We start from the raw sequence: 25,699 nt of genomic DNA, 5'->3' as shown, positions 1-25,699 counted from the left end.
GGGAAGGGGGACCCCACTGATTACCCGAGGAGCCGCGGGGAGCCGCGGAGCGAACCATCGGAAACGCGCACATACGACACGAATGGCGCAAGGGCCGCAGAGGTCACGCGTCGGAGAGCCTCGAGTTCGGCACCCGCCAGGCGGCGATCACGAGCGCGACCAGCATCACGGCCGCACCGGTCATGAAGGTGACCTGCATGGCGTCGACGTATCCCTCCAGGAAGGGCCGGGCCAGCCGTGGATCGAGGGAGTCGAGGAAGGCGGAGTCCTCCAGGCTGACGCTGCCGTCGCTCCGCACGACCCCCTGCAACGCCTCGGCGTCGGCGGGCTGTTCGGCCAGCCGCCGCAGCGCGGGACGGTCGAGTGCCGCGGTCAGGCGCTCGCCGATGCCGCCCGCGGCGAGCGAGAAGAGGACGGACAGGAACGCCGCGGCGCCGACGGTGCCGCCGTTCGAACGGAAGAAGTTCACCGAGGCCGTGGCCGCCCCCATGTCCTGCCTCGGCACCTCGGACTGGGCCAGCGTGGTCATGGTCTGCATGGCCGCGCCCAGACCCGCTCCCATGAACACCATGCCGAGGGCGACGTGCCACAGCGGGCTGTCGACGCCCAGCGTCGCGTACACCACCATGGCCGCCGTGAAGGAGGCGACGCCCGTCACCAGGTGGACCTTGAAGTAGCCGGTACGGGACATCAGCCGGCCGACGGTGAGCGTCACCGCCACGTTCGCCACCGTGGTGGGGAGCATGGCGAGCCCCGCCGCCATCGGGCTCATGCCCTTCACCAGCTGGAGGTAGAGCGGCAGCGTCGTCATCGCGCCGAACATGCCGATGCCGACGATGAAGTGCAGCGTCGTGCCGAGCCGGAAGGAGCGGGTGCGGAACAGCCGCAGCGGCAGCAGCGCCTCCTTCCCCATGCGGCGCTCGACCACCAGGAACAGGACCAGTCCTGCCGCACCCACCCCGTACAGGACCAGCGCGGCCGGTGAGGCCCAGCCCCAGACACGGCCCTGTTCGGCGACCACCAGCAGCGGCACCACGCCCACCGTGAGCGCCGCCGCGCCGCCGTAGTCCAGGCGGTGGCGCACCTGCGTGTTCGGTATGCGGCGCAGTACGCGGGAGGTGACGGCGAGGGCCACGGCCGCCAGCGGGACGTTGACGAGGAAGATCCAGCGCCAGCCGGCGATCCCCAGCAGGCTCCCGGAGCCCGCGAACACGCCGCCCACCAGGGGACCGACGATGCTGGCACCGGCGAACACGGCCATGAACCACCCCTGGTAGCGGCCCCTCTCACGGGGCGAGGTGATGTCGGCGATCACCGTCATGGCCAGGGACATCAGTCCGCCGCCGCCGAGTCCCTGCAGCGCGCGCCAGGCGGCGAGTTCGTGGATGGAGCCGGCGCTGCCGCACAGCAGGGAGCCCACGGCGAACAGGACGATCGCGCAGAGGTAGACGCGGCGCCGCCCGTAGATGTCGGAGAGCTTGCCGTACAGCGGTGTGGCGATGGTGCCGGTGACCAGGTACGCGGTCGTCACCCAGGCCTGGGCGCTCAGGCCGTGCAGGTCGTCGGCGATGGTGCGGAGCGCGGAGGAGACCACGGTCTGGTCGAGTGCCGCGAGGAACATGCCGAGCACCAGGCCGGACAGTACGGTGACGATCTCCCGGTGGGCCAGCCGTACGGGCGGGCCGGGCTCGGGCCCGTCCCCGGGTGTGCCGTCCGCCGCGGTGCCGTCCGCCGCGGTGCCGTCCGCCGGCGGGGCGGGGTCGTCCGGTGCCGTCGCGGGGGGTGGCGGGTGTGCGGGGCCCCCGGATCGTGCGGGTTCGCGCGGGAGCGCGTCGGAGGGGGTCATGTCGGTTCCTCGGTCGTCTCGGTGTTCGGGTGCCTGGGGAGGGGCGGCGGAGGCCGGTGCGGGTCCGTACGGGAACCCCCGCACCGCGCGGGGCGGTGCGGGGGCCCGGGTGTCGGTCAGCTCGCGAGTTTCTGCAGGTCGTCCACGGCGGTGGCGACCTCGGGCAGCGCCAGCATCGCCAGCCGCGCCCGGCGGGTGGTCGCGGCGATGCCGGGGTCGCCCAGGATCTGCCGGCACACGGCGGCGATGCCCTCCGGCGTGCGGTCGGTGATCTCCCGGCCGAGGCCCAGCTCCTCGACGCGCCGGGCGTTCGGGTACTGGTCGCCGAACTGCGGCAGCACGGCCATGGGCGTGGCGGTGCGCAGCGACTCGCGGACGCTGTTGAAGCCGCCGTGGGTCAGGAACAGGTCCACGTTCTCCAGCAGCAGCGGCTGCGGGAGCCGGTCGGTCAGGTGGACGTGCGGGGCGGCGCCGGTCCCGTCCACCGGCATGCCCGCGGTGGCCACGATCACCGTGCAGTCCTCCAGCAGACCGGCCGCCTCGACGAGCGTCCGCAGGGCTTCGACCGGGTCCGGGAACGGGATGGGTATCGCGGGCTGCTGCCCGTCGTCCTCACGCTGGTGGAGCATGGGCAGCGCCGTGCCCAGCGCGGCGAAGACGAGGGGCCGGTCCGTGGGGAGTTCGGCCACCCAGCGGGGCAGGATCGAGCTGCGGTCGACCTCGACGGTCTGGCGGTAGGCCAGTGAGTCCGGGAGGTGCCGCGCGAAGGAGAAGCCGGACGGCACGTAGTCGACGCGGCCGTGCGCGACCACGGACAACGGGTCCTCCTGGGCGGGGAGTCCGTACTCCTGCCGCAGGGCGTTGAGGTGGGGCAGGGAGTCGGCCGGGTCCAGCATGTTGCTCGCGCCGGAGGGCGTGGGCAGCTGGGGTACGCCGAGTTCCTCGGCGAGCAGGACGGCGTTCAGGTCCATGCCGTCGCGCAGGATGAGGTCGGGCCGGAACTCCCGGGCGAGGGGGGTCACGGCGTCCCGCAGGAGCCTGGCCATCGGTCCGGAGACGATCCGGGCCATCATCTCCGTCAGGGCCGCCTGCTGTTCCTGCGACGTCATGTCCCGCTGGTCGCCGGAGGGCAGGTCGACGGAGGAGGCGAAGTCGCCCGGGGAGAAGTGCGGGATGCAGCTGGTGACGCGGACGTCGTCGTGCCGGAACACGTCGACCAGCTGCGGTGTGGTGGCCACCTGGATGTCGTGGCCGGCGGCTGCGAGGGCTCGCAGCAGCGGCAGTTGGGCACGTCCGTGGGAAGGACTGCCGATGGTCGTGCACAGGACCCTCATGTGTCTCGGGCCTTTCTCTGTGAAGTGCAGCGTGTGGGGGGTCGAGCGTCTCGCCGGCGGGGTCAGCCGGCCGCGACGGCGACGGGACGGCCGACGGCGCGGCAGGTCAGTCCCGCACGGCGCAGCCGCTCGGCGTCGAGGAAGTTGCGGAAGTCGTGGACCACGGGGGACGCCAGCCGGCCGGCGACGGCCTCCCAGTCCAGGTCGTGGAAGTGCGGCCACTCGGTGAGCACCAGGCAGGCGGCGGCGCCCCCGGCGGCCTCCTCCGGCGTGGCGGTCAGCGTCAGCAGGTCGCTCAGATCCGGGCGGGTCTCGCTGAGGGCCGGATCGTAGGCGTACAGCTCGGCGCCCCGCTCCCGCAGCGCGCGGGCGACGGCCAGCGCCGGGGAGTCCCGCAGGTCGCTGGTGCCCGCCTTGAACGTGAGGCCGAACAGGGCCAGTCGTACGCCGCGCAGTGAGCCGTCCGGCTGTCCGCACCCGGCGACGACGCGTTCGACGAGCGTCTGCTGATGCTTCAGGTTGGTCTCGATGGTGGCCCGCAGCAGCGGGAAGTCCACCCCGGCCTGTTCGCACACGGTCAGCAGCGCGTGGGTGTCCTTGGGCAGGCAGGACCCGCCCCACCCCGGTCCGGGCTGGAGGAAGGCGCCGCCGATGCGCGGGTCGTGGCCGATTCCCCGGGTCACGTCGTCGATGTCCGCGCCGAGCGCCTCGCACAGGGTGGCGAGGTTGTTGGCGAAGGACAGCTTCATGGCCAGGAAGAAGTTGGCGGCGTACTTGGTGAGTTCGGCACCGGCGGCGTCCATGAGCAGCGTCGGCGCGTCGAGACCGGCGTACAGGTCCGCCACCAGGCGCGCGGCGTCCTCGTCGGCGGAACCGACCACGAGGCGGTCCGGGTGCATGAAGTCCTGGACGGCACGGCCCTCCCGGAGGAACTCCGGGTTGCTCACCACACTGACGTCGGGCCGGCCGAGCAGGGCCGCGACCCGTTCCGACGTACCCACCGGCACGGTGGACTTGTTCACCACGGCGCACCCGTGCGGCAGTACGGCCCGGATCTCATCCGCGACGGCCTCGACGGCCGCCAGGTCGGCGGCCCCGCCGGAGCCCATGGGCGTGGGCAGGCAGAGGAAGACGATCTCGGCCTCGCGGACGGCGGCCGGGGTGTCCTGGACGAACGTGAGGCGGCCGGCGGCCAGCCCCTCCTCGACCAGTTCGGGCAGCCGGGGCTCCATGATGTCGACCTCGGCCCGGCGCAGCCGCTCGACCTTGCCCGCGTCGGCGTCCGCGCACACCACCCGGTGACCGAGGGCGGCCAGGCACGCACCGGTGGTCAGTCCGACATATCCCGTTCCTATGACAGCAACGCGTCTTGCCTGCATGTTCGGTCATCATCCCCACGTGTCGGCCTGACGTGCCCGGCGACCGCCTCGGTGCCTCGGTGAACCTCGGGGCACGGACGGGCAGTCATGCGGTGATCACTTTGCGTTGCCCCACGTTAGGTCACCACCCCACCTCGTAGTCAACAGTCGATGACAACGATCGGTGACTTCCGGACAATCACGCCGGACGGGATCATGGGTCGTGCCACACCACCCGAGGCAGCGGCACGAGCAGCGGACGCACCCGGAACGGGCGAAGCGGCGGGCGCCCGGCCGCCGGGCGTCCGCAAGAGGAGCACGCGCCGGGTACGCGCGGCGTCCTGGTGGCGCCGCCGCGTCGCGTTTCAGCAGGTACGGGCAGGAGGTGCGCCGGTATCCGCGACACAGCCGGGGACGCGGGGTCCGGCCCGGCGCTCGTCCACCGCTGCTTCGAGTCGAAAAGGCGCTCTTCGGCACGGTGTCGGCGGACACTGCGGTGTTCGACCCGCTGCCGGAGACCCGGAACGCAGGCTGCCCCGCCCGGTGACCGGCGGATCGGTGCGGTCGGTCAGCGGGCGGGGCAGGAGGAACCGGCGGCGAGGAACCAGCGCGCCGGACTAGGCCGTTTCTGACGGCTCTTGAGACCGTCCCCGGACGGTTGCGGGCGGGCCCGATGAGTCAGCCGACGCCTCGCGAGCCGTCTCTCGTAGTGCCACCCGGCCGGATGATGTCCGACCAAGAGCCGTCAGAAGCGCCCTAGCGGCGGAGGGCCTTGTGCCGGGCCGCCGCGCGGGCGCGGGCCCACGCCTCGGGGAGCTCCCGCTCCCGGGCGTCGGCCGAGGCCCCCTCCTGGCCGTGCAGCAGGCCCCAGGTGAAGCCGGGCTCGCCCGCCGAGTGCGCCGAGATCGCCAGGCGGCGCAGCGCGTCGCGGGTCACGACGCTGTCGTGCTGGTCGCCGCCCACCTGCTGGACGGCCTTGACACGCTTGCCGAGACGCCGTGCGGGCTTCCCCAGGGCGGGGCGGGCCGTCTCCGCGGCGTAGCGGAGCGTCTTGGCGGCCTTGCGGGCGTGGTGGATGGCGGCGTCACGGTCGGGCCCGGCAGGCAGGCCGAGCGCACGGTCCATGCGCTTCACGAGCCGTCCGTACTCCTTCCGCAGCGCCTTGGCCATGACCTTCTCCGGCTTGCCCGCCGCCTGGGCGCGCAGCGGCGGGGCGTCGGCCAGGGCCCTCAGCTTGTCGAGCAGCTTCAGATAGCGGGGCGAGGCGAGCGCGTCGAGGGTGCGCCGGCGCCCCTCGGCCTGCTGGGCCGCGTCCCAGAACTGCAGCCGCGCGGTGACGGGGCCGAGGACCAGTTCGTCGGGCAGTTCCCGCACGCCGGCGGTCAGCCGCTCCCGGAGCACCTCGTGGTCGCGTTCCGCGCCGAGTTCACCGCCGAGCCACTTCAGTTCGTGCCGGACCGGGTCGGTGACCTCACGGTCGAGGACGGAACGGTAGGCGCGCAGACAGCTGCGCAGCCGGCGCGACGTGGTGCGCATCCGGTGCACCGCGTCGGGCACGTCGCGACGCACGGCCGGGTCGAGGTCCGTGAGGGTGTCGACCAGCTTCCTCACGTGGGCGACCACGTGGGCGCCGGCCGATCCCCGGCGGACCTCGGCGCGCGCGTCCGCCGTGCGCTTCAGGGAGGGCGTGGTCTCCGTCAGGGCGCGGACCACCTTGGCCGGGCTCTGCGCGCGGTCGACGCCGTGCTTGCGCAGCACCTTCTCCACGCGGTCCAGGAGGGCGGGGTGCACGCCGTCGGCGAGCTCCACCTCCATCTCCGTCCACTTCGTGCGCCCGCCGTCGTCGAGCAGCGAGTCGGCACGCACCGTGTCCACGCTCAGCTCGGCCAGGACCTCGCCCCCGGCGTCCAGCAGATGGCGCAGGGCGCGGGTGGAACGGATGCGCACCACCGGCCGCAGCGCCGCCCCGCGGGTACGGGAGAGGGCGAGCTCCCGCAGTTCCTCGGGAGGCGTGTCCCCGGAGGTCAGCGGCGCCCGGATCTCCTCCCGGGTGCTCTCCGACAGGGGCAGTTTCAGGTGCCAGCCGGCATCCGTGCCGCCCGTCCTGCGCCGCAGGGAGGCGTGGGTGCGGGTCAGCCGCAGGTCGTCGGTGTCGTAGTAGACGGCGTCCAGCTTCTGCGCCTCGCGCTCCGCGACCGAGGCGACCGGCCCCACACGGGTCAGGGCGGACAGCCATGCGGTGTCGTCGGCTGCGGGCGCCGCGTACTTGCGTTCTGTCTCTCGTGTCGACTGGGCCATACAGAGCCACTTGACGCGATTCCGGGGATCAAACCCGTACGTACGCCACTTCCGGGCTGTCCGGCGCTGCGGTCCGCCCGGTCCGCCGCACCCCACCCGGTCCCGTTCGGCCCTCCCGCACACCAGCCCGCAGCAGCGGGACCGGCTCACCGAGGGCGCCCGGGCCTCCCCGGCCGCGCCGCGCCCGCAGACGTCGGCGGTGTCGAAGGAGTCGATGCCCGCCTCGAAGGCCGCCTCGGCGCAGGCGCGGGTCGCGGCGGCACGGGCACCGCCGGAGCGGGTGATCCTGGGGTCCGGCCGGCGGCGCGCTGCCGTACGGCACCGCTCCCCCTTCCGGTGCCGGCTCCCCGCTGCCCTCACCGCACGCCGGGGAGCGGCCGGAGCCCTGTCGTCACGCGGCCAGCGCCTCGTCCGCCTGCGTCCTCCCGCGGTGGTCGGCGCAGAGGTGCGCCAGGAACGCGTCCGCGGCGACGAGTGCCTCGTCGGCCGTGCGGGTCGCGGTCATGACGCACAGGGTGTACGTGGCGTCCTCGAGCTCCCGGCTGGTGCGGCCGGTGGGGCACACGTCGTGGCGGATACGGGCGTCGGCGAAGCGGGCGAGCACGGCCCGCAGTTCCTTCTCGTTCGGCAGCAGCACGACAGTTCCTCTCCCTGGGAGCACGGCTCACGAGCCGGCCGGCCACGCTGTGAGCCGTGCGCCGCGGGAAGCGGCTCCCGCACGGCGCAGGACAGCATCAGATCCGTTCCTTCGCGTGCCCCGACTTTCGTGTTCCATACATACATATCTGTGGCCGCCGCCGGTACGGACGGGACGCGCGTGACGCAACGGCTCCGTCGCAGGCGGAAGTTGCACGGGAATACTTACCGGGGTCCGTGGTAGGCCAGATCGAGAAAACCTCCATCGCCGGACGGACTCTCGGGAAAGGCCTCGCGTGCCCGCAGTACTGACCGACCAATGGACCCTGGGCTGGAGCGCCGCGGTCTTTCTTCTCGCCACCTGCGTCACCGTCGTGTGCAGTGTGCGGCTGGCGACCCTGGGAGACACCCTGGCGGACCGGACCGGCTGGGGCGAGGCGCTGTTCGGTGCGGTCTTCTTCGGCCTGGTGACCTCCCTCTCCGGCATCGTCATGACCGCCGTCACCGCGGCGGGCGACCAGCCGGGCCTCGCCTACAGCAACGCGGTGGGCGGCATCGCGGCCCAGACCCTGGCACTCGCGGTGGCGGACGGCTTCCACCGCAAGGTCAACCTGGAACACGCGGCCGCGTCGGTGCAGAACATGATGTTCGGCTGCCTGCTGATCGTCCTGCTCGGCATCGCGCTGATGGCGACCTTCAGCCCCGACGTGACGGTGCTGGGCGTGCACCCGGCCTCACTGGTCCTGGTGGGTCTCTACGCCGGTGGTCTGCGGCTGATCCGCGCCCAGTCGTCGACGCCCATGTGGGAAGCGGTCGAGACGACGGAGACCCTGCCCGACGTGCCCGACGAGGAGCAGGCCGCCGGGCGCTCCACCGCCGCGCTGTGGGCGGAGTTCATCGGGATCGCCGCCGTCGTGATGATCGGCGGCTGGGCCGTGGCCCACGCGGCGGAGGGCATCGTGGAGGGCACGGGACTGAGCGCCGGTTTCGTCGGCGCGGTGCTGATGGGCCTGGTCAACGCGCTCCCGGAGACCGTCACGTCGATCGCCGCGGTCCGCCGCGGGGCCCTCACCCTCGCGGTCGCGGCCATCATCGGCGGCAACTGCCTGGACGCGCTGAACCTCGTCATCGGCGACATCGCCTACGGCGGCGGGTCGCTGTACCACGCGGCGCAGCCGGACGAGCTGTTCCTCACCGCCGGGGCGCTGGTCATGACGGCCGTGCTGCTCGGAGGGCTGCTGGTGCGGCAGCGCAAGGGCTGGCTGCGGATCGGGTTCGACGGCGTGCTGCTGATCGCGATCTACTTCGGCACGGTCGCCGTACTCGCTCTCTGACAGCGGGCCCTTCCGGAACGGAACCGAACCGGGGCGCCCACGGAACAGCGTCCCCGGAACGGCACCGCGGAGCCGCCCCCCTCCCGGCCCGGTACCGTCTCACCTCGCCGCCGCGGCACCCCCCGCGGCGGCGAGCAGCGTCCGCGCCTCCTCCCGGGCCTGGACGAACGGGTCCGCGAAGACCCGCAGACCGTGGGCGACGAGCGCTCCCTCGTGGAGCAGCATGAGGATCCGCCCCAGACGGCCGGCCTCCTCCGGGGCGATGCGTCCGGCGACGTCCCCGGCATCGTCCCCGAGCAGGCCGGTGAACAGGGTGAGCATCCACTGCTTCTGCCCGGTGATGACGGCGTGGGCCGGGTGGGACGGATCACTGATCTCGGCGTGGGCGTTGACCATGCCGCACCCCTTGGCACCGTGCTCCGCCGACCACGCGCGCGAGGCGTCGAAGACGGCCAGGACGCGCGCCGCCGGCTCCGGCCCGGCGGCTTCGAGGTGCCGGGCGAGGACGGCCCGCCAGCGTTCGTCACGGTCCGCCAGGTACTCCACGACGATCTGCTCCTTGGAGCCGAACCGGTCGTAGAGGGTCTTCTTCGTCACCCCGGCCTCGGCGGCGATCAGGTCCACCCCGACGGCATGGATGCCGCGTTCGTAGAAGAGGCGCGCCGCGGCCCCGAGGATGCGCCGCGCGGCGGGCGTCAGCGTGACCCGTCGCGGTGTGCCGGTGGTCTCCATGTCCAGGAGTATACGGATCGGTATAGCGGGCACAGGTATACCGATCTGTTTACCAACCTGCTCGGCGAAGGATGAGACATGAACCTCCTGCTCCCGGCCGCCTTCGTGCTCTGCTGGAGTTCCGGGTTCATCGGGGCCAAGCTCGGGGCGGGCAGTGCGCCCGCGACCACGGTCCTGATGTGGCGGTTCCTGCCGCCGGCCGTCCTCCTGCTGCTCTTCGCCACCGTCCTCGGGGCGGCGGCGTGGCGGGGGCTGACGGCGCGGGACGTGGGCCGTCAGGCCGTGATCGGCGTGCTGTCCCAGAGCGGCTATCTGCTCACCGTCTACCACGCGATCCAGCTGGGCGTCTCCAGCGGCACCACGGCCCTGATCGACGGCGTGCAGCCCCTCGTCGCCGGAGCGCTCGCCGGGCCGCTGCTGCGCCAGTACGTCTCGCGTCGGCAGTGGCTCGGCCTGTGCCTGGGGGTGGGCGGCGTCGCCATGGTCACCCTGGCCGATGCCACGGCCGGCACGGGTGCGCCCTGGTGGGCCTATCTCGTCCCGTTCCTCGGCATGTTGTCGCTGGTGGCGGCCACGTTCCTGGAGAGCCGGTCCCGTGTGCGGGTCGCGCCCATGGTGTCGATGACCGTCCACTGCGCCACCAGCGCCGTCGTCTTCACGGCGCTCGCCCTGAGCACCGGCGGGGCGAAGCCGCCCGCCGAGCTGTCGTTCTGGACCTCGGTCACCTGGCTCGTGGTCCTGTCGACCTTCGGCGGCTACGGGCTGTACTGGCTCATCCTGCGGCGCTCCGGGGTCACCGAGGTCAACACGCTCATGTTCCTGATGGCCCCCGTCACTGCGGTCTGGGGAGCTCTCCTGTTCGGCGAGCCCTTCGGCCCGCAGACCGCTTGCGGCCTGGCCGTCGGACTCGCGGCCGTGGTGGTCGTCCGTCGCGGCGGGACCTCCCCCGGCGGGGCGCCCGCACGGGACACGGACACGCGAAAGGCCGTGGCGACGTCCCCGTACGGCGCCTGACGCCCCGTCGAACAGCCGTGCCCGGCTACTTTGGTGCCATGGCGTCACTGTCTCCTCTGCACCGTTTCCATCAGAGACACCCGTGGAGCCACAACGACCACTACGGTCCCTGGGTCGTCGGGCGCGTGACGGAATCCGGGGCCCGTCATGTTCTCGACGTCGGATGCGGCACGGGGAACCTCATCGCGTTGCTCCGCGAGCGCGACGCCGCCGTCACCGTCACCGGACTGGAACCCGACCCCGCCACCGCCCGTACGGCGGTAGAACGCTTCGCGGACGACCCCGCGGTCACCATCGCCGCGACCGACTTCGCCGGACGCCCCGCGCAGCGGCGCTGGGACGCCGTCACGCTCGTCGCCGTCCTGCACCATCTGCCGTTGGCCCCCACCCTGCGGGAACTCCGCGGCTGTCTCGCCCCGGGCGGGCGCCTCGTGGTCGTCGGGTGCTACCGGCAGGCCGGTCCCGTCGACCTGCTCGCCGCCCTGCCCGCCGTGCTCGCGAATCCGGTCATGGGGCTGATCAGGCATCCGGCCCGGGCCGCCGCGCCGCCCCCGCACATGACGGCGCCCACCGCCGAACCGCAGGACACCCTGGACGACATCCGGGCCGTGGCCGCCCGGGAACTGCCCGGCGCCCGGATGCGCCGTCGCCTGTTCTGGCGGTACACCCTGGTCTACGACGCCCCGGCCGCGCGCGCCTGAGAGGTGCCCGGTGCGACGCCGTCCCGACGACGGCTACGGCGACGACAGCGGTTCCAGGAGCTCGTCCGAGGTGATCGGCAGGTCCCGCACCCGGACACCGGTGGCGTGGTGCACGGCGTTCGCGACCGCCGCGGCGGTGCCGACGATGCGGACCTCGCCGACACCCTTGGCGCGCACGGGATCGGCGTACCGGTCTCCCGTGCTCAGCCGGTGCGCCTCGATCGAGCCGACGTCGGCGTCGGAGGCGACGTGGTACGAGGGGAAGCCGGCGTCGACCACGTGTCCGTAGCGGGGGTCGAGCACACTCCGCTCGCTCGCGCAGGGCCATCGACAGCTCCATGGCCATGCGCCCGAGCAGTTGCGAGCGGGCCGTCCCGGGATCGACGACCCGGCCCACGTCGGACACTCCGAGCAGGCGCGGGACCCGTATCTCGCCGGTGGTGGCGGCATTGTTGCGCAGTCGCCCGGAGGCGCCCGCCGGCACCGCCCGGGAGAGCACCGGGCAGCGGCGCCGGACCGTGCGGTCGGCGTCCGGACCGGCGGTGACCGCGCTCGGCCGGCCCGCCCGCGCCTCCGCCGGCGTCCCGGCCGCCGAGACGACCCGGCCCGGCGTGCAGCAGCCGCACTGCGGGGCGTCGTGCTCGATGAACGCGCGTTGCACGGGGCGCCGGGCAGCTCAGCGCCCGGCGGCCGTCGAGCGGCTCCGTCGCGTGGCCGCACGACCGCATCAGCGGAGAGCCGCCTTCAGGAACGACGCCAGTGCGGCGTCGAAGCGGACCGGGTCCTCCATGTTCGGGTAGTGCGCGGCGTCCGGGACGGTGACGGTGCGGCCGTCGGGGACGAGTTCGGTCAGCCGGCCGGCCATGGCGAGGTGGTCCGGGGCGTCCAGGGCCCCGTTGATCGCGCACACGGGGACGCGGATGCCCGGCACGCGCTCCCAGGTGGCCGTGACCGGCACCCGGTGGTCGGGCTCGCCCGGCGTGTGCTTGGCGACGGTGCCGAGCGCCATCTCCCGTACGCGGCGCATCACGTCGGGGTCGACGGCGGCCGGATCGCGGTGCGGGCCGACGGTGAAACGGCTGAACGCGTCGGCCCAGCCGGCCACGTCGCCCGCGGCCAGCGCCCGGCCCTGGGCGGCGATCACGTCCAGCGCCCACGGGTCCTCGAAGACGGGCTCGCTGGTGCCGACGCCGCTGACGACGACCGCGCGGACCAGCTCCGGGTGTTCCAGCGCGCAGTCGACCGCGGTGGCCCCGCCCATCGACAGGCCGACGAGCACCGCGGGTGCCGCGTCGAGGCCGCGCAGCAGCGCGGCGACGTCGTCGGCGGGCCGGTAGGGACCGGTCGCGTTGCCGGAACCGCCGTGCCCCCGGGCGTCGCACGCGATGACCCGGTGGCGCGGGGCGAAGGAGGCGATCTGCCGCTCCCACATGCGGTGGTCGAGGAAACCCCCGTGCAGGAACACCAGGGACGGTCCGGAACCCGCCTCGCGGTAGGCGAACGAGCCGTCGGGGATCCGCAGTGAGCGGAGCGGCGGTGCGGGTACGGACTCGGCGGCAGTCATGACAACCAAGGTGTCATGTTCGCCAGGGGTTGGCAACCGAGGTGTCATTCTGGTGGCATGACGAACGACCGCTCCCCCGTACTTGCCCCGCCCTCGCAGGACGAGCTGGCCGAACGCCTCACCGAGGTGTTCGACCTGGTCGGCCCGCTCTACCGGCGCGTCCACCGCAAGGTGACGGAGGCGGCGCCGACCGAGGGCCTGTCCGTCGGGGTGCGCGCGGTGCTCGACCTCCTGCGCACCCGGGGGCCGATGACGGTGCCTCAGATGGGCCGGGCCCAGGCGCTCAGCCGGCAGTTCGTGCAGCGCATGGTGAACGACGCGGCGCGGCACGGCCTGGTGGAGAGCGCCGCCAACCCCGCTCACCGCCGGTCGCCGCTCATCCGCCCCACCGCCGCGGGACGGGCCGCGATCGACGCGGTACGGGCCCGCGAACACGCGCTGCTGCGGCGCGTGGACGGGGAGTTGGCCATGGCGGACATCGACGCGTGCCTCCGGGTCCTCGGGGCGCTGCACGCGCTCTTCGACGACGTGGACGTCGACTCGCCGGGCACACGCCGGTGACGGCCTTTTCCCGGAAGCTGTCCGTACGACAGGTGTTCGTAGTGGTGATCGTCTAAGTTGCTCCTGTGACAGCAACACAAGGGGCACTCCGGGCCGTCAGTGATCTGCACGTCGCCTACGCCGAGAACCGCGAGGTCGTGGAAGGGCTCCGGCCCGGCTCACCCGACGACTGGCTGATCGTGGCCGGGGACGTCGGCGAGCTGATGTCGGACATCGAATGGGCGCTGACCCTGTTGCGCGACCGGTTCGCGCAGGTGATCTGGGTGCCGGGCAACCACGAACTGTGGACGGTGAAGCAGGAGACCAGCCCCGCGCGCGGAGTGGAGCGCTACGAGCAGTTGGTCGCGCTGTGCCGGCGGATCGGCGTGCTCACTCCCGAGGACCCGTTCCCGGTCTGGGACGGGGAGGGCGGGCCCGTACGCATCGCCCCGCTGTTCCTGCTGTACGACTACACTTTCCTGGCGCCCGGTACGACGAACCGCGAGGAGTCGCTCGCCAAGGCGCACGAGGCCGGCATCGTCTGCACCGACGAGTACTTCCTCCACCCCGACCCCTACCCGAGCCGCCAGGCGTGGTGCGAGGCCCGGGTGGAGGAGAGCGAGCGGCGCCTCACGGAGGTGGCGGGCGATCTGCCGCTGGTCCTGGTGAACCACTGGCCGCTGGTGCGCAGGCCCACCGAGGTGATGACGCACCAGGAGTTCGTCCAGTGGTGCGGCACCGTGCGCACCGCGGACTGGCACACGCGCTTCGACGTGCACACGGTGGTCTACGGCCATCTGCACATACCCCGGCGCACGGTCTACGACGGGGTGCCCTTCGAGGAGGTCTCGATCGGCTACCCCCGTGAATGGCGCCGGTTCGGTCTGCGGAACGATCTGGCGCGGCAGATCCTGCCCCGCAGGGAGGGAACGAGAGCGTGATCGACAAGATCCTGCCGGCCACGGTGCGTTGGTCGGAGTCCTTCACCCACCGCACCGACATCGGCCTCTTCCCGGAGGAGCAGGCCGCCGTGGCCCGCGCGGTCGACAAGCGGCGCAACGAGTTCACCACCGTCCGCGCGTGCGCGCGGGAGGCGCTGGCCGGGATCGGCCACCCGCCCGTGCCGCTGGTGCCCGGGGAGCGGGGCGCTCCCGGCTGGCCGGCCGGTGTGGTCGGCAGCATGACCCACTGCGCGGGGTACTACGCCGCGGTGGTGGCCCGCGAGACCGACGTGGCGACCGTCGGCATCGACGCGGAGCCGCACGCCGCACTGCCCGAGGGCGTGCTGGAGGCCATCGCCCGGCCCGAGGACCTGACCGTACTGGCGACGCTGCCCTCGTCGGCCGGAGTGGCCTTCGACCGCGTCCTGTTCAGCGCCAAGGAGTCCGTGTACAAGGCGTGGTTCCCGGTCGCCCGGACGTTCCTGGACTTCCAGCAGGCGACCGTGGCGCTCGCCGCCGACGGCACGTTCACGGCGCGCGTCCTCGTCCCCGGACCGGACCTGCTCGGCAGACCGCTGACCGGCTTCTCCGGACGCTGGATCGTGGACGGCGGGATCGTCGCCACGGCGATCACGGTGGAACGCGACGCCTGACCTCCCCCGGGGCGGGCCCGCGCGGGCCCGCCCCGGGGTGCTCCGCCGCACCGGCCGGCCGTACGGGGCAGCGGTCAGTACAGCTTGTCGACCGCCGTGGTCGTCGTGGTCCTGAAGTCGGCGACCCGGGCGTGCTCGAAGGTGCCCATCTGCCCCCAGAGGACGACGGTCACCGTCGCTCCGTCCCGGCCGACCGAGAGCAGGTTGATGTCGGAGGCCCCCCATGCGGAGCGGGTGTGGAGCCCGTAGACGTGGGCGCCCTCCTCGACGTTCAGCCGGCCGTGGTACCGCTGCGCCGCGGTGATGTCGGGGTACCGCTCCATCAGCTTCCGCGCGCAGCCGTCGAGGTCCTCGCGCAGCAGGGCGGCCAGGTTCTCGGCCCGCCGCGTGCTGCGCTCCACCACGGTGACCTGCAGGGCCCCGGTGTCGTACTCGGTGCGGTAGCGGCGGTGGGAGGCGATGGACGGCAGCGCCTCGCCCACGCAGACCGGCAGCGGGTCCGGCTGCCCGCCGGTGACCTGCCCGGCGTACCAGGCGGAGGACGGGTGGGGCGGCAGTTCGGCCGGCTCGAGGAACCGGGGTGTGCCGGTGCCCGTCGGGGCCGCGGCGGCCGGGACGGCGGCCGCGGCGACGGCGGCCACGACCGCGAACGCGGTCACGGCGGTCGGGACGGTTCTGCTGTTCATGTGCGATCTCCCCCGTGTCGATCGTTGTCGATCGTTCGTCTTCGTATCCGGTACGACCCGTTGCGTATCCGGTACGACCCGTCCGCTCGTCCGATCGTTGCCCCGCCCCTTTGTCACGAAGACATCTCGATTCCCCGGCTTCCACCGGGTGGCCGGGCGGGCACGGTCACTCCAGGATCCCCAGGCGCCGGTCGGGCCGGCAGTGGGTGCAGGCGCGCAGTCCCGCGGCCAGCAGCCGGCGGGCCTCGCCCCGGTCGACGGCGCGGCGCCGCCCGCCCGCGGCGTAGCAGTCGCCGGCGTGGAGCTCGACGGGCGGACGGCCGTCGCCGATGCCCAGTTCCACGATCCAGTCCGGTCCGGGCGGGCGCCGCTGCCGCCCGCGCTCCTGCTCGGCCTCTCGGCGGCGCACCGCGGCGATCCTGCGGTCGATGCGCTCCAGCCACATGGCGTGCCACACCCGCAGGGTGAGCAGTCGAGCCAGGTCAGGCGGCAGATCGTCGAACACGTTCCATCCCGGGGTCAGCCTTGCGCCATGCGCACCTCACGGTTTCGAATTCTAGTTCGATAACGCTGAGTGAGGGAGGCGGGGCGCGGCTCGCCGTAGGTGCAGGCGTACTCGATGTCCTCGAACGGACAGCGGCTGTCGCCCGGCGCGATCCTCCCGGCGTCGGGCCCGTCGCCGCCCAGGGGCACCGTGCGCACGTCACCGCGCGGGGCGGCGCGGGCGGGTTCGCTGCAGCCGATGGCGCCGGGCTGCTCGGCGACCTCCCTCGGCACGGCACGCGTCCCGGCGCGCTCACACCGGGTGACCGTGTCACCGGCGGGCTCGACCGGCTCACGGTCCAGCGACGTGCCCGGGACCCGCCGGGTCCCGGAACAGCATGTGCGTGAAGTACTGGGTGTCGAAGTACTCCCGCATACCGGCGATCCGTCCGTCCCGCACCGTGAACAGGACGGCGGCGTCCATCGTGTACGGCTCGCCGCCCCGGGTCGTCGCACGGGAGGTGCAGAAGACCACGACCCGGTCCCCCTCGGCGACGGTTCCCGTCACCTCGGTGACGTAGGGGGCGTCCGGGGCGAACAGGCCGCCCATCGGGAGCATGAACCGCTCGACGATCTCGGGCAGCCCGCGCCAGGTGCCCGCCAGCGGGTGGTCACCGGGGATGGTGAAGACGGCGTCGGGGGCGATCATCGCCATGAGTGTGTCGCCGTCGCGGTCGTTCAGCGCCTTGAGGTAGCGCCGCACGACGTCCTGGCCGTCCTGGCCATCGCGGCCGTCCCAGGTGTCCCGGGTGTCCTGTGTCATGCCTGTGCGCCTTCCGTGAGCAGTTGCGGGGTGAGGGCCCGTTCGAAGGGCTTGAAGAGTGCCGCCTGCGGCCCGAACCGCAGGTACAGATCGCGCAGGGCGCACAGCACGGGGTGGTCGAGCTGTTCCGTGCCACTGAACCTGCGGGAGACCTCGACCAGTTCGCGGGTGCGGTCCCGGCGCAGGTCCTCGTAGGCGCGCAGGGCGGCGACCGGTTCGCTGTGGGCGCGCAGGCACTGGGCGAGGACGACCGCGTCCTCGATGGCGCTGCTCCCGCCCTGCGCGAGGCTGGGCAGCATGGGGTGCGCGGCGTCGCCCAGCAGGGTCACCGGGCCGTCGCCCCACTGTTCGAGGAACGGGCGGTCCCGGGCGGGTACGCCGATGATCGCCTCGGCGGGTGTGGAGCCGATCGCCGCCCGCACCTCGTCGGCCCAGCCGTCGAAGGCGCGGAGCACCTGTTCCTTGTCGCCGTCCCAGGCGCGGGCCGCCTCCGCGGGCATGTTCCGCGTCCCCCACCAGTACGCCCGTCCGTGGCCCACGTCGTGCAGGCCGAAGCGGCGGCCGCGGCCCCAGTAGTGGGCGTTGAAGCCCTCGGTGAAGCGCGGGTGCTCGAACGGGGTGACGGAGAGCCAGCAGATGTAGCCGGCCTCCCGGGGCGGCTCGGCGCCCGCGCGCTGCGCGCGCACCACCGAGTTGATGCCGTCGGCGCCGATCAGGACGTCACCGGCGGCCTCCCGCCCGTCCCGGAAGCGGACGCGGACACCGGCGTCCGTGACCTCGTACCCCGTGGCGGCGGCGCCCAGGTGCACCTTGCCGTCGCCCAGCGCGTCCAGCAGGGCTGCCTGCAGGTCCCCGCGGTACAGGAGGACGCTCGGGGCGCCCAGCCGTTCGCCGGCCTCCCGGAAGGGCATCGAGCGCAGGGTGCGCCCGCGTGCGTCGAGGAGGTCGCTGCGCCCGATCGTGCGGCCCCGCTTCTCCAGGCCGAGGTCGATGTCCAGGGCGCGCAGCGCCAGCAGGGCGTTGGCCATCACGGACAGGCCCGAGCCGGCCGGCCGGAGGGCCTCGGCGCGTTCGTACACCTCCGCCTCGATGCCGACGCGTCGCAGGGCGACGGCCGCCGCGAGGCCGCCGATGCCCGCTCCGACGATGACGACCCTGGGTACGCCGCGGGGTGAGGGTGTCGGCTGTGGCATGTCACTGTCCTTCCGGTGCGGAGATGAGGGAGGACACGATGCGGGCGACGTCGCGCACGTGCGGTTCCTCCATCAGGGTCAGGTGGTCGCCGGGCACCGGGACGACGGTCACGGTGCCGCTCGTCATGGACCGCCAGCCGTTGGCCGGGTCCTGGTGCCGGGTGCCGCCCGCGCTGTGCATGGGCACCAGCACCTCCGGGAGCGGCTCGCCCGCCCGCAGGAGCGTCACGTCGAGCGACGTGTCCTTCGGCTGGTAGGCGATCGTGGCCCGCCAGTGCGCGGCGTACATGTGGAACATCCGGCGGACCAGTGCCGTGCCGCCGTCCCCGGGCAGCACGCCCGCCTCGGCGGCGATCCGCGCGATGTAGGCGAACTTCTCGTCGAGCGTGGCCAGTTCCGCCGGTATCTCCACCGGCGGGGCGTCGCTGCCGCGGCCCGTCAGGAGGAGTTCCCAGAAGAACCAGCCGACGAGCGCCTCGTCGGTGTACGCGTCGCGCCGGGCGTCCGGGCCGAGCGCGGTCGTGTCCAGCAGCAGCACCTGGTCGGCCCGCTCGCCGGCCGCGCGGAGCTGCCGGGCCATCTCGAAGACCACGAACCCGCCGAAGGACCAGCCGGCCAGCGTGTACGGCCCCTCCGGCTGGACGCGGCGCAGGGCCCGCAGGTACGTGGCGGCCAGCTCCGGGACGGACTCCAGCGGTACGGTGCCCGCGTCGCCGCCGGGGGCCTGGAGCGCGTACAGGGGCCGGTCCCCGGGGAGGTGCCGGGCGAGGGGCAGGTAGCACAGGACGTTGCCGCCCATCGGGTGGACGAGGAACAGCGGCCGTCCGGTGCCGGTCGCGCGGATCGGCACGAGGGGGTCGAAGCGCGCGGCGGCGCCCCGGGTGCGCAGCAGTGCGGCCAGGTCGCGCACGGTGGGCGCGGCGATGAAGGCCGCCATCGGGACGCCGACCCCGTACCGCTGCTCGATGCGGGCGACGAGGCGCATCACGGTGAGGGACGTGGCGCCCAGGTCGAAGAGGGAGTCGGTGGTCCCGATGCCGTCGATGCCGAGCAGTTCGGCGGCCATGTCGGCGAGCTGCCGCTCCGTGGCGTCGCGGGGCGCGGACCTCGCTCCCGTCGCGCGGTGGGTCAGGGGCGTGCCGCGCAGGGCGCGGTCGTCGCGCTTGCCGCTGGGGGTCAGGGGCAGCCGGGGCAGCCACTCGAAGTGCGCGGGGACCATGTACGACGGCAGCGTCTCGTGCAGTCTCTCCTTGAGCACGCCCAGGTCCGTCCCCTCGGGGTCCCCCACCAGGAAGGCGACGAGGACGGTCTCGCCGTGGGCCCGTTCCCTGGCCACCACGGCCGTCTCGGTGACGGCGACGGCCGGGTCGTCGGCCGCGATCCGGCCGACGGCCAGTTCCACCTCGGCCGGTTCGACGCGGTGGCCGCCGACCTTGACCTGCTCGTCGCAGCGTCCGCCGTACACCAGGGTTCCGTCGGGGAGGACCCATCCGACGTCTCCGGTGCGGTAGGCGGTGAGCCGCCGGACGCCGTCGCCGGTGGGCAGGTCGAGGGTGACGAAGCGTTCGGCGGTCGGACCGGGGGCGTCGAGGTACCCGTCCGCGAGGGCCGCCCCCGAGATGTACAGCTCGCCCCGGACGCCGGCCGGTACGGGGCGCCGCCGCGGGTCGAGCACGTGGACGCCGACGCCGTCGACGGGTGTGCCGATCGGGGCGATCGCGGGGAACGCGGCGGGGTCGCCGGTCATGGTGTGCCGGGTCACCACGTGCGACTCGGTGGGGCCGTACTGGTTCTCCAGGATCGCCCCGGGCAGCGCGGCCAGGAAGCGGCGTATCTCGTCGGTCACCCGGAGCTGCTCCCCGGAGGAGACCACCACGCGCAGCCGCCGCGGGGCCCTGCCCCGGGTCACATACGCCTCGGCGAGCCGCTGGAGGGCCACGTACGGCAGGAAGATCCGTTCCACCGCGTCCTCGTCGAGCAGGCGCAGCAGGGCGGCCATGTCGCGGCGGTCGTCCGCGGGGACCAGCCGCAGGGTGCCGCCGGAGCAGAGGGTGGACCAGATCTCCTGGAAGGAGACGTCGAAGCTGAGCGGCGCGTACTGGGCCGTCGTGCCGCCGGCGGCCCCGCTGGGCTGCCCGATCTGCCAGCCGATCAGGTTGGCCAGGGAGCGGTGCGGCATGGCGACCGCCTTCGGCCGTCCCGTCGAGCCGGAGGTGAACAGGACGTACGCGGTGCTCGCGGGGTCGGGGGCGGGGCGCCGTACCGCGCTCGCGCCGTCCGGTACGGCGGCAACAGCGGCGTCGGTGCCGGTGTCGGTGTCGGTATCGGTGCCGGTGTCGAAGAGCGGTTCCGCCGGGACGACCAGGTCCGGGTCCGGCACGAGGTGGGCGTGCGCGCGGTGGGCGATGACCCTGACCGGCCGGGCCTGCTCCAGCATGGCGGCGATCCTCGCCACGGGGTAGGCGGTGTCCAGCGGGACGCACGCGGCGCCGGACATGGCCGTGCCGAGCACGGCGGCGATCGTCTCGGGCCCGCGGTCCATGGCGATCCCGACGCGGTCGCCGGGCCGGACACCCAGCGCCAGCAGCTGTGCCGCCACCCGCGCGGCCGCCCGGGACAGCTGCCGGTACGTCCACAGCCGGCGCGCGCCGCCGCTGCCGGCCAGCACGGCGACGGCCTCGGGGCGCCTCGCGGCCTGCCGGTCGAAGAGGGTCACGACGTCCTCCGTCCGGGCCGTACCGGTGGCCGGACGGCCGCCGATGCGCGCCGCGGGGAGGAAGTCGGTGGCCGGCGGCTCGCCGGGGTGCGTGACGATGCGGTCCAGGACCTTGAGGAAGGTGTCGGTGAGCAGCTCCGCCTGGCCGGGGGTGATGGTGCGGCCGTCACCGTCGACGCGCAGGCCCATACGGCCGTCGACGGGGTCGACGAAGACGTTGACCAGCAGCTGAAAGTCGGTCTCCTCCCAGGTCAGGAAGGAGTCGAGGCGGACGGCGGGTGAGCGCAGCACCTCGGACAGGACATGGAAGTGGACGTAGTTGAAGGCGGTGTGCAGCACGGGCGCGCCGCCCCGGTCCTCCTGCATGGCGCTCAGCGGGTACCGCTGGTGGGCCTGTGCCGACCGTTCCTGGTGGAACAGGTCGCGGACGGCGCCGAGCCGGTCGGTGGGCCCGCTCCCGTCCCCGTCCGGGTCCGGCAGCCGCACGGGGACGGTGTTCAGGAACAGCCCGGTCATGCGGTCCGCGCCCGCCGTCTCCGGCCGCCCGTGCGTGATCAGGCCGACGGTGAGGTCACCGTCGAGGGAGGTGTACGCCCGCAGGGTCCGGCAGTAGGCGGCGAACAGCACCGACTTCACGGGCACGGCGTGTCGGCGCGCGAAGTCGCGGACGCGCTCGGCCAGTTCGTCCGGTATCCGGCCGTGGTGCACGGTCGTACGGTCCTCGCCGCGCGGCGGTTCGGCCGGCGCGAAGCCGTCCAGGCGCAGGGCCCGGGTGCCGGACAGGACGCCCGCCCAGTGCTCCCGTGCGGCCGGGTCGGCCAGGGCCTCGCGCTCCCGCCGGACGTACTGGGCGGCGCCGGGCAGCGGTCCGTCCGGCACGGCTTCGAGGGTGCGGTCCACGGGGTGGAGGTAGTCCTGGAGGAGTTCCCGCAGGAGGACGGCGACGCTGCCGCCGTCGAGCAGGGCGTGGTGGAAGCTGAGCACCAGGTCGACGGCGTCCTCGCGGACGTGGGCCCGGAACAGGTACAGCGGCGCCCGCTCGAAGTCGTACCGGTGGAACCGGCGTTGCTCGACGTGCGCGCCGATCACCGCCTCCGCCGCGTCCTCGTCGGTCCCGCGCAGGTCGACCGTCTCCAGTCCGCCGGCTGCCGTCGGGTGGACGATCTGCAGCGGCTCCGTGAAGCCGCCCAGCGCGAAGGAGGACCGCAGTGCGGGGTGCCGGGCGACGAGCCGGCCGAAGGCGCGGCGGAACCGGTCCTCGTCCCACTCCATGGCCAGCCGGTAGCGGAAGACGTCGTGGTAGACGGCGGACCGCTCGTGGCGGCGGCTGTGGTAGACGAGGCCGAGCTGCAGCCGGGTGAGCGGGAAGGCGTCGACGGCGTCGGCCAGCCGGGCCCGGTCCACCGCCGGTACGAGGGCGAACGGCTCGTCCGTCGCCGGGGCCGCCACCGTCGTGACCGTGCCGGTGGCGCGGGCCGCGAGTCCCGCCACGGTCGGGTGCCACACCAGGTCGCTCAGGGCGAAGTGGATGCCGCGCCGTTCCGCCAGCGAGCGGATGCGCAGCATCTGGAGGGAGTCGCCGCCGAGGGCGTAGTAGTCGTCGTGGCGGAAGACGGGGCCGGTGCCGAGCACGTCGGCCCAGATGCCGGCGAGTGCCGCCTCGGTCGGCGTCCGGGGCGGTGTCCGGTCACGGGCCGCGGAGCCGCTCGCGTCGTCCGGGTCGGGCAGCGCCTTCCGGTCGGCCTTGCCGGTCGCGCCGAGCGGTATCCGGTCCACCGCGACGAGCCGGGACGGGATCATGAACTGCGGGAGCCGCTCGGCCAGTCGCTCGCGCAGGTCCCGCGGGTCGGGGGCGCTCCCCCGGCCGGGTCCCTCGTCGGGTACGTAGTAGCCCGCGAGGAAGCTCTCCCCGTCCGCGCGGACGCGCAGCGCGGCGACGGCGTCGCGTACCCCCGGCAGGCGGCGCAGCGCGTCCTCGACCTCGCCGAGTTCGACGCGGTTGCCCCGGATCTTCACCTGCCCGTCCATCCGGCCCAGGTATTCGAGGTTCCCGTCGGAGAGCCACCGCACCAGGTCGCCCGTGCGGTACAGCCGGCCGCCGGGGACGTCCGGGTCGGCGAGGAACTTCGCCGCGGTCAGCTCGGGCCGGCCGAGGTAGCCGCGGGCCACGCCGACGCCGCCGATCCACAGCTCGCCGGGGACGCCGACGGGCTGCCGCAGGCCGCTCTCGTCCATGACGTGCAGGTCGATGTTGTCGATGGGCCGTCCGATCGGGACCCGGGTGACGGGTCCGGCCTCCGGGACCCGGCACTCGTACACCGACACGTCGACCGTGGCCTCCGTCGGCCCGTACAGGTTGACCAGCACGGGCGGTCCGCCCTGCTCCGTCCCGGTGCCGAGGACGCGGTGGAACTGCTCGACGCGGGCGGGCGGCAGCGCCTCGCCGCTGCAGAAGACGTACCGCAGCGTCCGTACGCCGGCCAGCAGCTCCGGGCGCTCCTCCAGGGCGTCGAGGAACGGGCCGAGCATGGACGGCACGAAGTGCAGGACGGTCACCCCGCGTTCGGCGACGCACTTCAGGATGAGCAGCGGGTCCTTCTCGCCGTCCGGCTCCAGCAGCGCCACGGCGGCGCCCGCCTGGCCCCACCACAGCAGCTCCCACACCGACACGTCGAAAGTGGCGGGCGTCTTCTGCAGGACGACGTCGCCGGGGCCGATCGGGTAGGCCCGCTGCATCCAGGCGAGGCGGTTGACCACCGAGTGGTGCTCGACCGCCACACCCTTGGGCCGTCCCGTGGAGCCGGACGTGTAGATGACGTACGCGAGGTCGCGCGCCGTGGCGGCGGGCTCCCCCGGCCCGGACGGTGCCGGCTCGGACGGTACCGGCCCGGACCGCCCCTCCGAGAGGTCCCCCACCGGCAGGACCGGGACCTGCGCCGGGACGGCGGCCCTCGCGAGGTCGAGCTCGCCGTCGTCGGCCAGCACCGCCCCGGCCCCGCTGTCGGTGATCATGTGGGCGATGCGCTCCGCCGGGTACGCGGGATCGACCGGCACGTACGCGCCGCCGGCCTTCAGCACGCCCAGCAGTCCGACGAGCAGCCGCGGTCCCCGTCGCGCCAGCAGGGCCACCCGGTCGTCCGGCCCGACGCCGCGCCGTCTCAGCGCACGGGCGACCCGGCCCGCGCGGGCGTCGAGTCCGGCGTACGTGAGCACCGTCCCGTCGGCCGCCAGGACCGCGGGCCGGTCCGGTGTGCGCCGCGCCTGCTCCTCGAACAGGCCGTGCAGGGTGCTGCCGGCGGCGTACGGCACGCGCGGTCCCCGGCCGAGGTCCGAGAGCGTCTCCCGCTCGCCGGGCGTGAGCAGCGGGAGCTCCCGGGCCGGCCGGCCGGGTTCGGCCAGGCCGCGGGTGACGAGTTCGGTGAGGTGTCCGGCCACCGAGCCGATGGGGAGGTCCGCGTCGAACACACCGGTCGCGTGGCACAGTTCGACGGTCAGGTCCTTGGTGCCGGGGAAGCCCGTGACGTGGAGGGCGAGCGCCTCCTGGTCGTGCGGCGGCGCGAGGTGGACCGGGGGCTCGGCCTCGACGCCCTCCGGGGTGACCCGCTGCTTCAGCATCATGTAGGAGAACGTGACGTCGAACAGCCGCCGGTCGCGCCCACCGCCGGCCGCGAAGTCCCTGATGACGTCCCCGGCCGGCACGCGCTGGTGCTCCTGGAGGGCGCCGAGGGACTCCCGTACGCAGCGGGCGACGTCGGCGAGCGTCCTGTCCTCGGGGACGTCGATGCGCAGGGGAAGGGTGTTGGCGTACGTGGCGGCGACCGCGAGTTCGGCCCGGGTGCGGCGGTTCAGCAGGGGCACACCGACCACGACGTGGTCGGTCCGGTGGACCCGTGCCAGGTACACGCCGAGGGCGGCCAGCAGGTACGCGGAGGGCGTGCCGCCGTCCAGCTTCATCCGCTCGACAAGATGCCCGGGAAGTGTGAAGGAGTGCCTGCCGACGTGCCCTCCGGCCGAGGGCGAGCTGCGCGGGAAGAAGCTGGGTTCCGCGCCGGCGAGCGCGCCGCGGTGGAAGGACAGGTCCTCCTGGTACTCCGGGGAGCCGAAGTAGGGGGCGCGTGCGTCGGCCACGTCCAGCGGGGACGGCTCGGGGGCGGCCGCCGTACGGGACTCGCCCCGCGACCGGGCGGTGTACTCCTCCAGCACCTGGTTGCGCAGCCGGTCCACGGCCCAGCCGTCGACGACCAGGTGGTGGCACTTGAGCAGGAGGTGGTGGACGGTTCCGCTCTCGACGAGGACCTCGGCCCGGAACAGGGGCCGGCCGTGCGTCTCGAACGGGACGGCCAGCGCGTGGTCGACGCGGGCCCGGACGGCGGCCCGCGGGTCGGCCCGCGAGGAGAGGTCGACCAGGTCCACGGCGTCGTCGCCGCGCTCCGCGCCGGGGCTGCCGGCGAGCCACTGGAAGGGCACGCCGTCCCGTTCCCCGAAGCGCAGCCGGAAGGTGTCGTGGCGCCGCAGGACGTGGGCGAAGGACGCGCGCAGGAGTCCGGCGTCCACGGGGCCGTTCAGCCTCTGGTGCATGACCGCGAGGAACTGGGTGCTGCCCGGCGCCTGCGCCTCTGCGGCCCAGATGTCCTTCTGGTAGGGCGTCAGCGGGTGCGGTGGAGGCTGGGGGGCGGACTCTCGGGCGGCGTACGTCGTCTCCGCGAGGGTGCGGTCGTCCACGTGCATGCTCCGTCTGCTCCTTCGGCTGAACGGCACGAAGCGCCTGCGGTCGGGTGCGGGTGGGTGCTCTGGCCATGGCTCGCGGAACGATCAAAGCGACGCGGCCGCCCGTTCTCCAGCCTTGT

Annotated in this window: 20 protein-coding genes and 1 pseudogene; 6 read left to right on the top strand and 15 right to left on the bottom strand. The window is 73.7% G+C overall.

From position 1 onward, the window contains the following. Window positions 1-103: 103 nt before the first annotated feature. From IEZ04_RS11075 to IEZ04_RS11055, 5 genes are all read right to left on the bottom strand, one after another. Window positions 104-1,846 carry an MDR family MFS transporter gene (locus tag IEZ04_RS11075; protein ID WP_189216559.1) on the bottom strand — a complete coding sequence of 581 codons (1,743 nt, stop codon included), beginning with the start codon at window positions 1,844-1,846 and terminating at the stop codon, window positions 104-106. A gap of 116 nt (window positions 1,847-1,962) precedes the next feature. Further along, window positions 1,963-3,180 carry a glycosyltransferase gene (locus IEZ04_RS11070; protein ID WP_189216558.1) on the bottom strand — a complete coding sequence of 406 codons (1,218 nt, stop codon included), beginning with the start codon at window positions 3,178-3,180 and terminating at the stop codon, window positions 1,963-1,965. A gap of 62 nt (window positions 3,181-3,242) precedes the next feature. After that, window positions 3,243-4,559, bottom strand: coding sequence for a UDP-glucose dehydrogenase family protein (locus tag IEZ04_RS11065; RefSeq protein WP_189216557.1), 1,317 nt, complete (start codon window positions 4,557-4,559; stop codon window positions 3,243-3,245). A 735-nt stretch (window positions 4,560-5,294) separates the two neighbouring features. Then, on the bottom strand, window positions 5,295-6,836 hold the full coding sequence (locus IEZ04_RS11060) for a CYTH and CHAD domain-containing protein (protein WP_189216556.1): 1,542 nt from the start codon (window positions 6,834-6,836) through the stop codon (window positions 5,295-5,297). Window positions 6,837-7,227: 391 nt separating this feature from the next. After that, window positions 7,228-7,473, bottom strand: a complete 246-nt coding sequence (locus tag IEZ04_RS11055; protein ID WP_189216555.1) for a DUF5133 domain-containing protein — start codon at window positions 7,471-7,473, stop codon at window positions 7,228-7,230. A gap of 295 nt (window positions 7,474-7,768) precedes the next feature. Here IEZ04_RS11055 and IEZ04_RS11050 point away from each other — a divergent pair, with 295 nt between their 5' ends. Further along, complete coding sequence (locus IEZ04_RS11050; RefSeq protein ID WP_189216554.1) at window positions 7,769-8,806, top strand: sodium:calcium antiporter; 1,038 nt, start codon at window positions 7,769-7,771, stop codon at window positions 8,804-8,806. 99 nt (window positions 8,807-8,905) lie between these two features. On the opposite strand, the gene IEZ04_RS11045 is transcribed toward IEZ04_RS11050, so the two are convergent. Beyond that, a complete protein-coding gene (locus IEZ04_RS11045; RefSeq protein ID WP_189216553.1) occupies window positions 8,906-9,538 on the bottom strand; it encodes a TetR/AcrR family transcriptional regulator in 633 nt (210 codons plus the stop codon). A gap of 78 nt (window positions 9,539-9,616) precedes the next feature. Here IEZ04_RS11045 and IEZ04_RS11040 point away from each other — a divergent pair, with 78 nt between their 5' ends. Together IEZ04_RS11040 and IEZ04_RS11035 are read left to right on the top strand one after the other, a co-directional pair. Further along, window positions 9,617-10,552, top strand: a complete 936-nt coding sequence (locus IEZ04_RS11040) for a DMT family transporter (RefSeq protein ID WP_189216552.1) — start codon at window positions 9,617-9,619, stop codon at window positions 10,550-10,552. Between the two features lie 125 nt (window positions 10,553-10,677). After that, on the top strand, window positions 10,678-11,253 hold the full coding sequence (locus IEZ04_RS11035; RefSeq protein WP_229820945.1) for a class I SAM-dependent methyltransferase: 576 nt from the start codon (window positions 10,678-10,680) through the stop codon (window positions 11,251-11,253). A 33-nt stretch (window positions 11,254-11,286) separates the two neighbouring features. Here IEZ04_RS11035 and IEZ04_RS11030 read toward each other — a convergent pair whose 3' ends face one another. The 3 genes and pseudogenes from IEZ04_RS11030 to IEZ04_RS11020 all read right to left on the bottom strand — a co-directional run bounded on the left by IEZ04_RS11030 (window position 11,287) and on the right by IEZ04_RS11020 (window position 12,817). After that, a complete protein-coding gene (locus IEZ04_RS11030; RefSeq protein ID WP_189216550.1) occupies window positions 11,287-11,556 on the bottom strand; it encodes a hypothetical protein in 270 nt (89 codons plus the stop codon). Between the two features lie 277 nt (window positions 11,557-11,833). Continuing rightward, window positions 11,834-11,914: pseudogene (locus IEZ04_RS11025) on the bottom strand (2Fe-2S iron-sulfur cluster-binding protein); the annotation flags it as partial. A gap of 66 nt (window positions 11,915-11,980) precedes the next feature. Next, the gene (locus IEZ04_RS11020; protein WP_229820944.1) at window positions 11,981-12,817 is read right to left on the bottom strand and encodes an alpha/beta fold hydrolase; all 837 of its coding nucleotides are present in this window, start codon (window positions 12,815-12,817) and stop codon (window positions 11,981-11,983) included. A gap of 57 nt (window positions 12,818-12,874) precedes the next feature. Here IEZ04_RS11020 and IEZ04_RS11015 point away from each other — a divergent pair, with 57 nt between their 5' ends. From IEZ04_RS11015 to IEZ04_RS11005, 3 genes are all read left to right on the top strand, one after another. Further along, complete coding sequence (locus tag IEZ04_RS11015; RefSeq protein ID WP_189216548.1) at window positions 12,875-13,378, top strand: MarR family winged helix-turn-helix transcriptional regulator; 504 nt, start codon at window positions 12,875-12,877, stop codon at window positions 13,376-13,378. Between the two features lie 65 nt (window positions 13,379-13,443). Beyond that, window positions 13,444-14,298 (top strand): metallophosphoesterase family protein, encoded by an 855-nt coding sequence (locus IEZ04_RS11010; protein ID WP_189216547.1) that lies wholly within the window; start codon window positions 13,444-13,446, stop codon window positions 14,296-14,298. After that, on the top strand, window positions 14,295-14,951 hold the full coding sequence (locus tag IEZ04_RS11005) for a 4'-phosphopantetheinyl transferase family protein (RefSeq protein ID WP_229820943.1): 657 nt from the start codon (window positions 14,295-14,297) through the stop codon (window positions 14,949-14,951). Before IEZ04_RS11010 ends, IEZ04_RS11005 begins: the two co-directional genes overlap by 4 nt. A 74-nt stretch (window positions 14,952-15,025) precedes the next feature. Here IEZ04_RS11005 and IEZ04_RS11000 read toward each other — a convergent pair whose 3' ends face one another. The 6 genes from IEZ04_RS11000 to IEZ04_RS10975 all read right to left on the bottom strand — a co-directional run bounded on the left by IEZ04_RS11000 (window position 15,026) and on the right by IEZ04_RS10975 (window position 25,580). Beyond that, window positions 15,026-15,637 carry a hypothetical protein gene (locus IEZ04_RS11000; RefSeq protein ID WP_189216545.1) on the bottom strand — a complete coding sequence of 204 codons (612 nt, stop codon included), beginning with the start codon at window positions 15,635-15,637 and terminating at the stop codon, window positions 15,026-15,028. A gap of 166 nt (window positions 15,638-15,803) precedes the next feature. Then, window positions 15,804-16,142 (bottom strand): DUF6233 domain-containing protein, encoded by a 339-nt coding sequence (locus tag IEZ04_RS10995; protein ID WP_229820942.1) that lies wholly within the window; start codon window positions 16,140-16,142, stop codon window positions 15,804-15,806. Window positions 16,143-16,156: 14 nt separating this feature from the next. Next, complete coding sequence (locus IEZ04_RS10990) at window positions 16,157-16,414, bottom strand: hypothetical protein (RefSeq protein WP_189216544.1); 258 nt, start codon at window positions 16,412-16,414, stop codon at window positions 16,157-16,159. A 58-nt stretch (window positions 16,415-16,472) separates the two neighbouring features. Then, complete coding sequence (locus IEZ04_RS10985) at window positions 16,473-16,943, bottom strand: nuclear transport factor 2 family protein (RefSeq protein ID WP_189216543.1); 471 nt, start codon at window positions 16,941-16,943, stop codon at window positions 16,473-16,475. Next, the gene (locus IEZ04_RS10980; protein WP_189216542.1) at window positions 16,940-18,136 is read right to left on the bottom strand and encodes an FAD-dependent monooxygenase; all 1,197 of its coding nucleotides are present in this window, start codon (window positions 18,134-18,136) and stop codon (window positions 16,940-16,942) included. The genes IEZ04_RS10985 and IEZ04_RS10980 overlap by 4 nt, the downstream gene beginning before the upstream one ends. 1 nt (window position 18,137) lies before the next feature. Further along, window positions 18,138-25,580, bottom strand: coding sequence for a non-ribosomal peptide synthetase (locus IEZ04_RS10975; protein WP_189216541.1), 7,443 nt, complete (start codon window positions 25,578-25,580; stop codon window positions 18,138-18,140). Window positions 25,581-25,699 lie beyond the last annotated feature (119 nt).

Source organism: Streptomyces ruber, assembly GCF_014648075.1.
Taxonomy (GTDB): domain Bacteria; phylum Actinomycetota; class Actinomycetes; order Streptomycetales; family Streptomycetaceae; genus Streptomyces; species Streptomyces ruber.
This window is presented reverse-complemented; position numbering and strand designations above follow the sequence as displayed.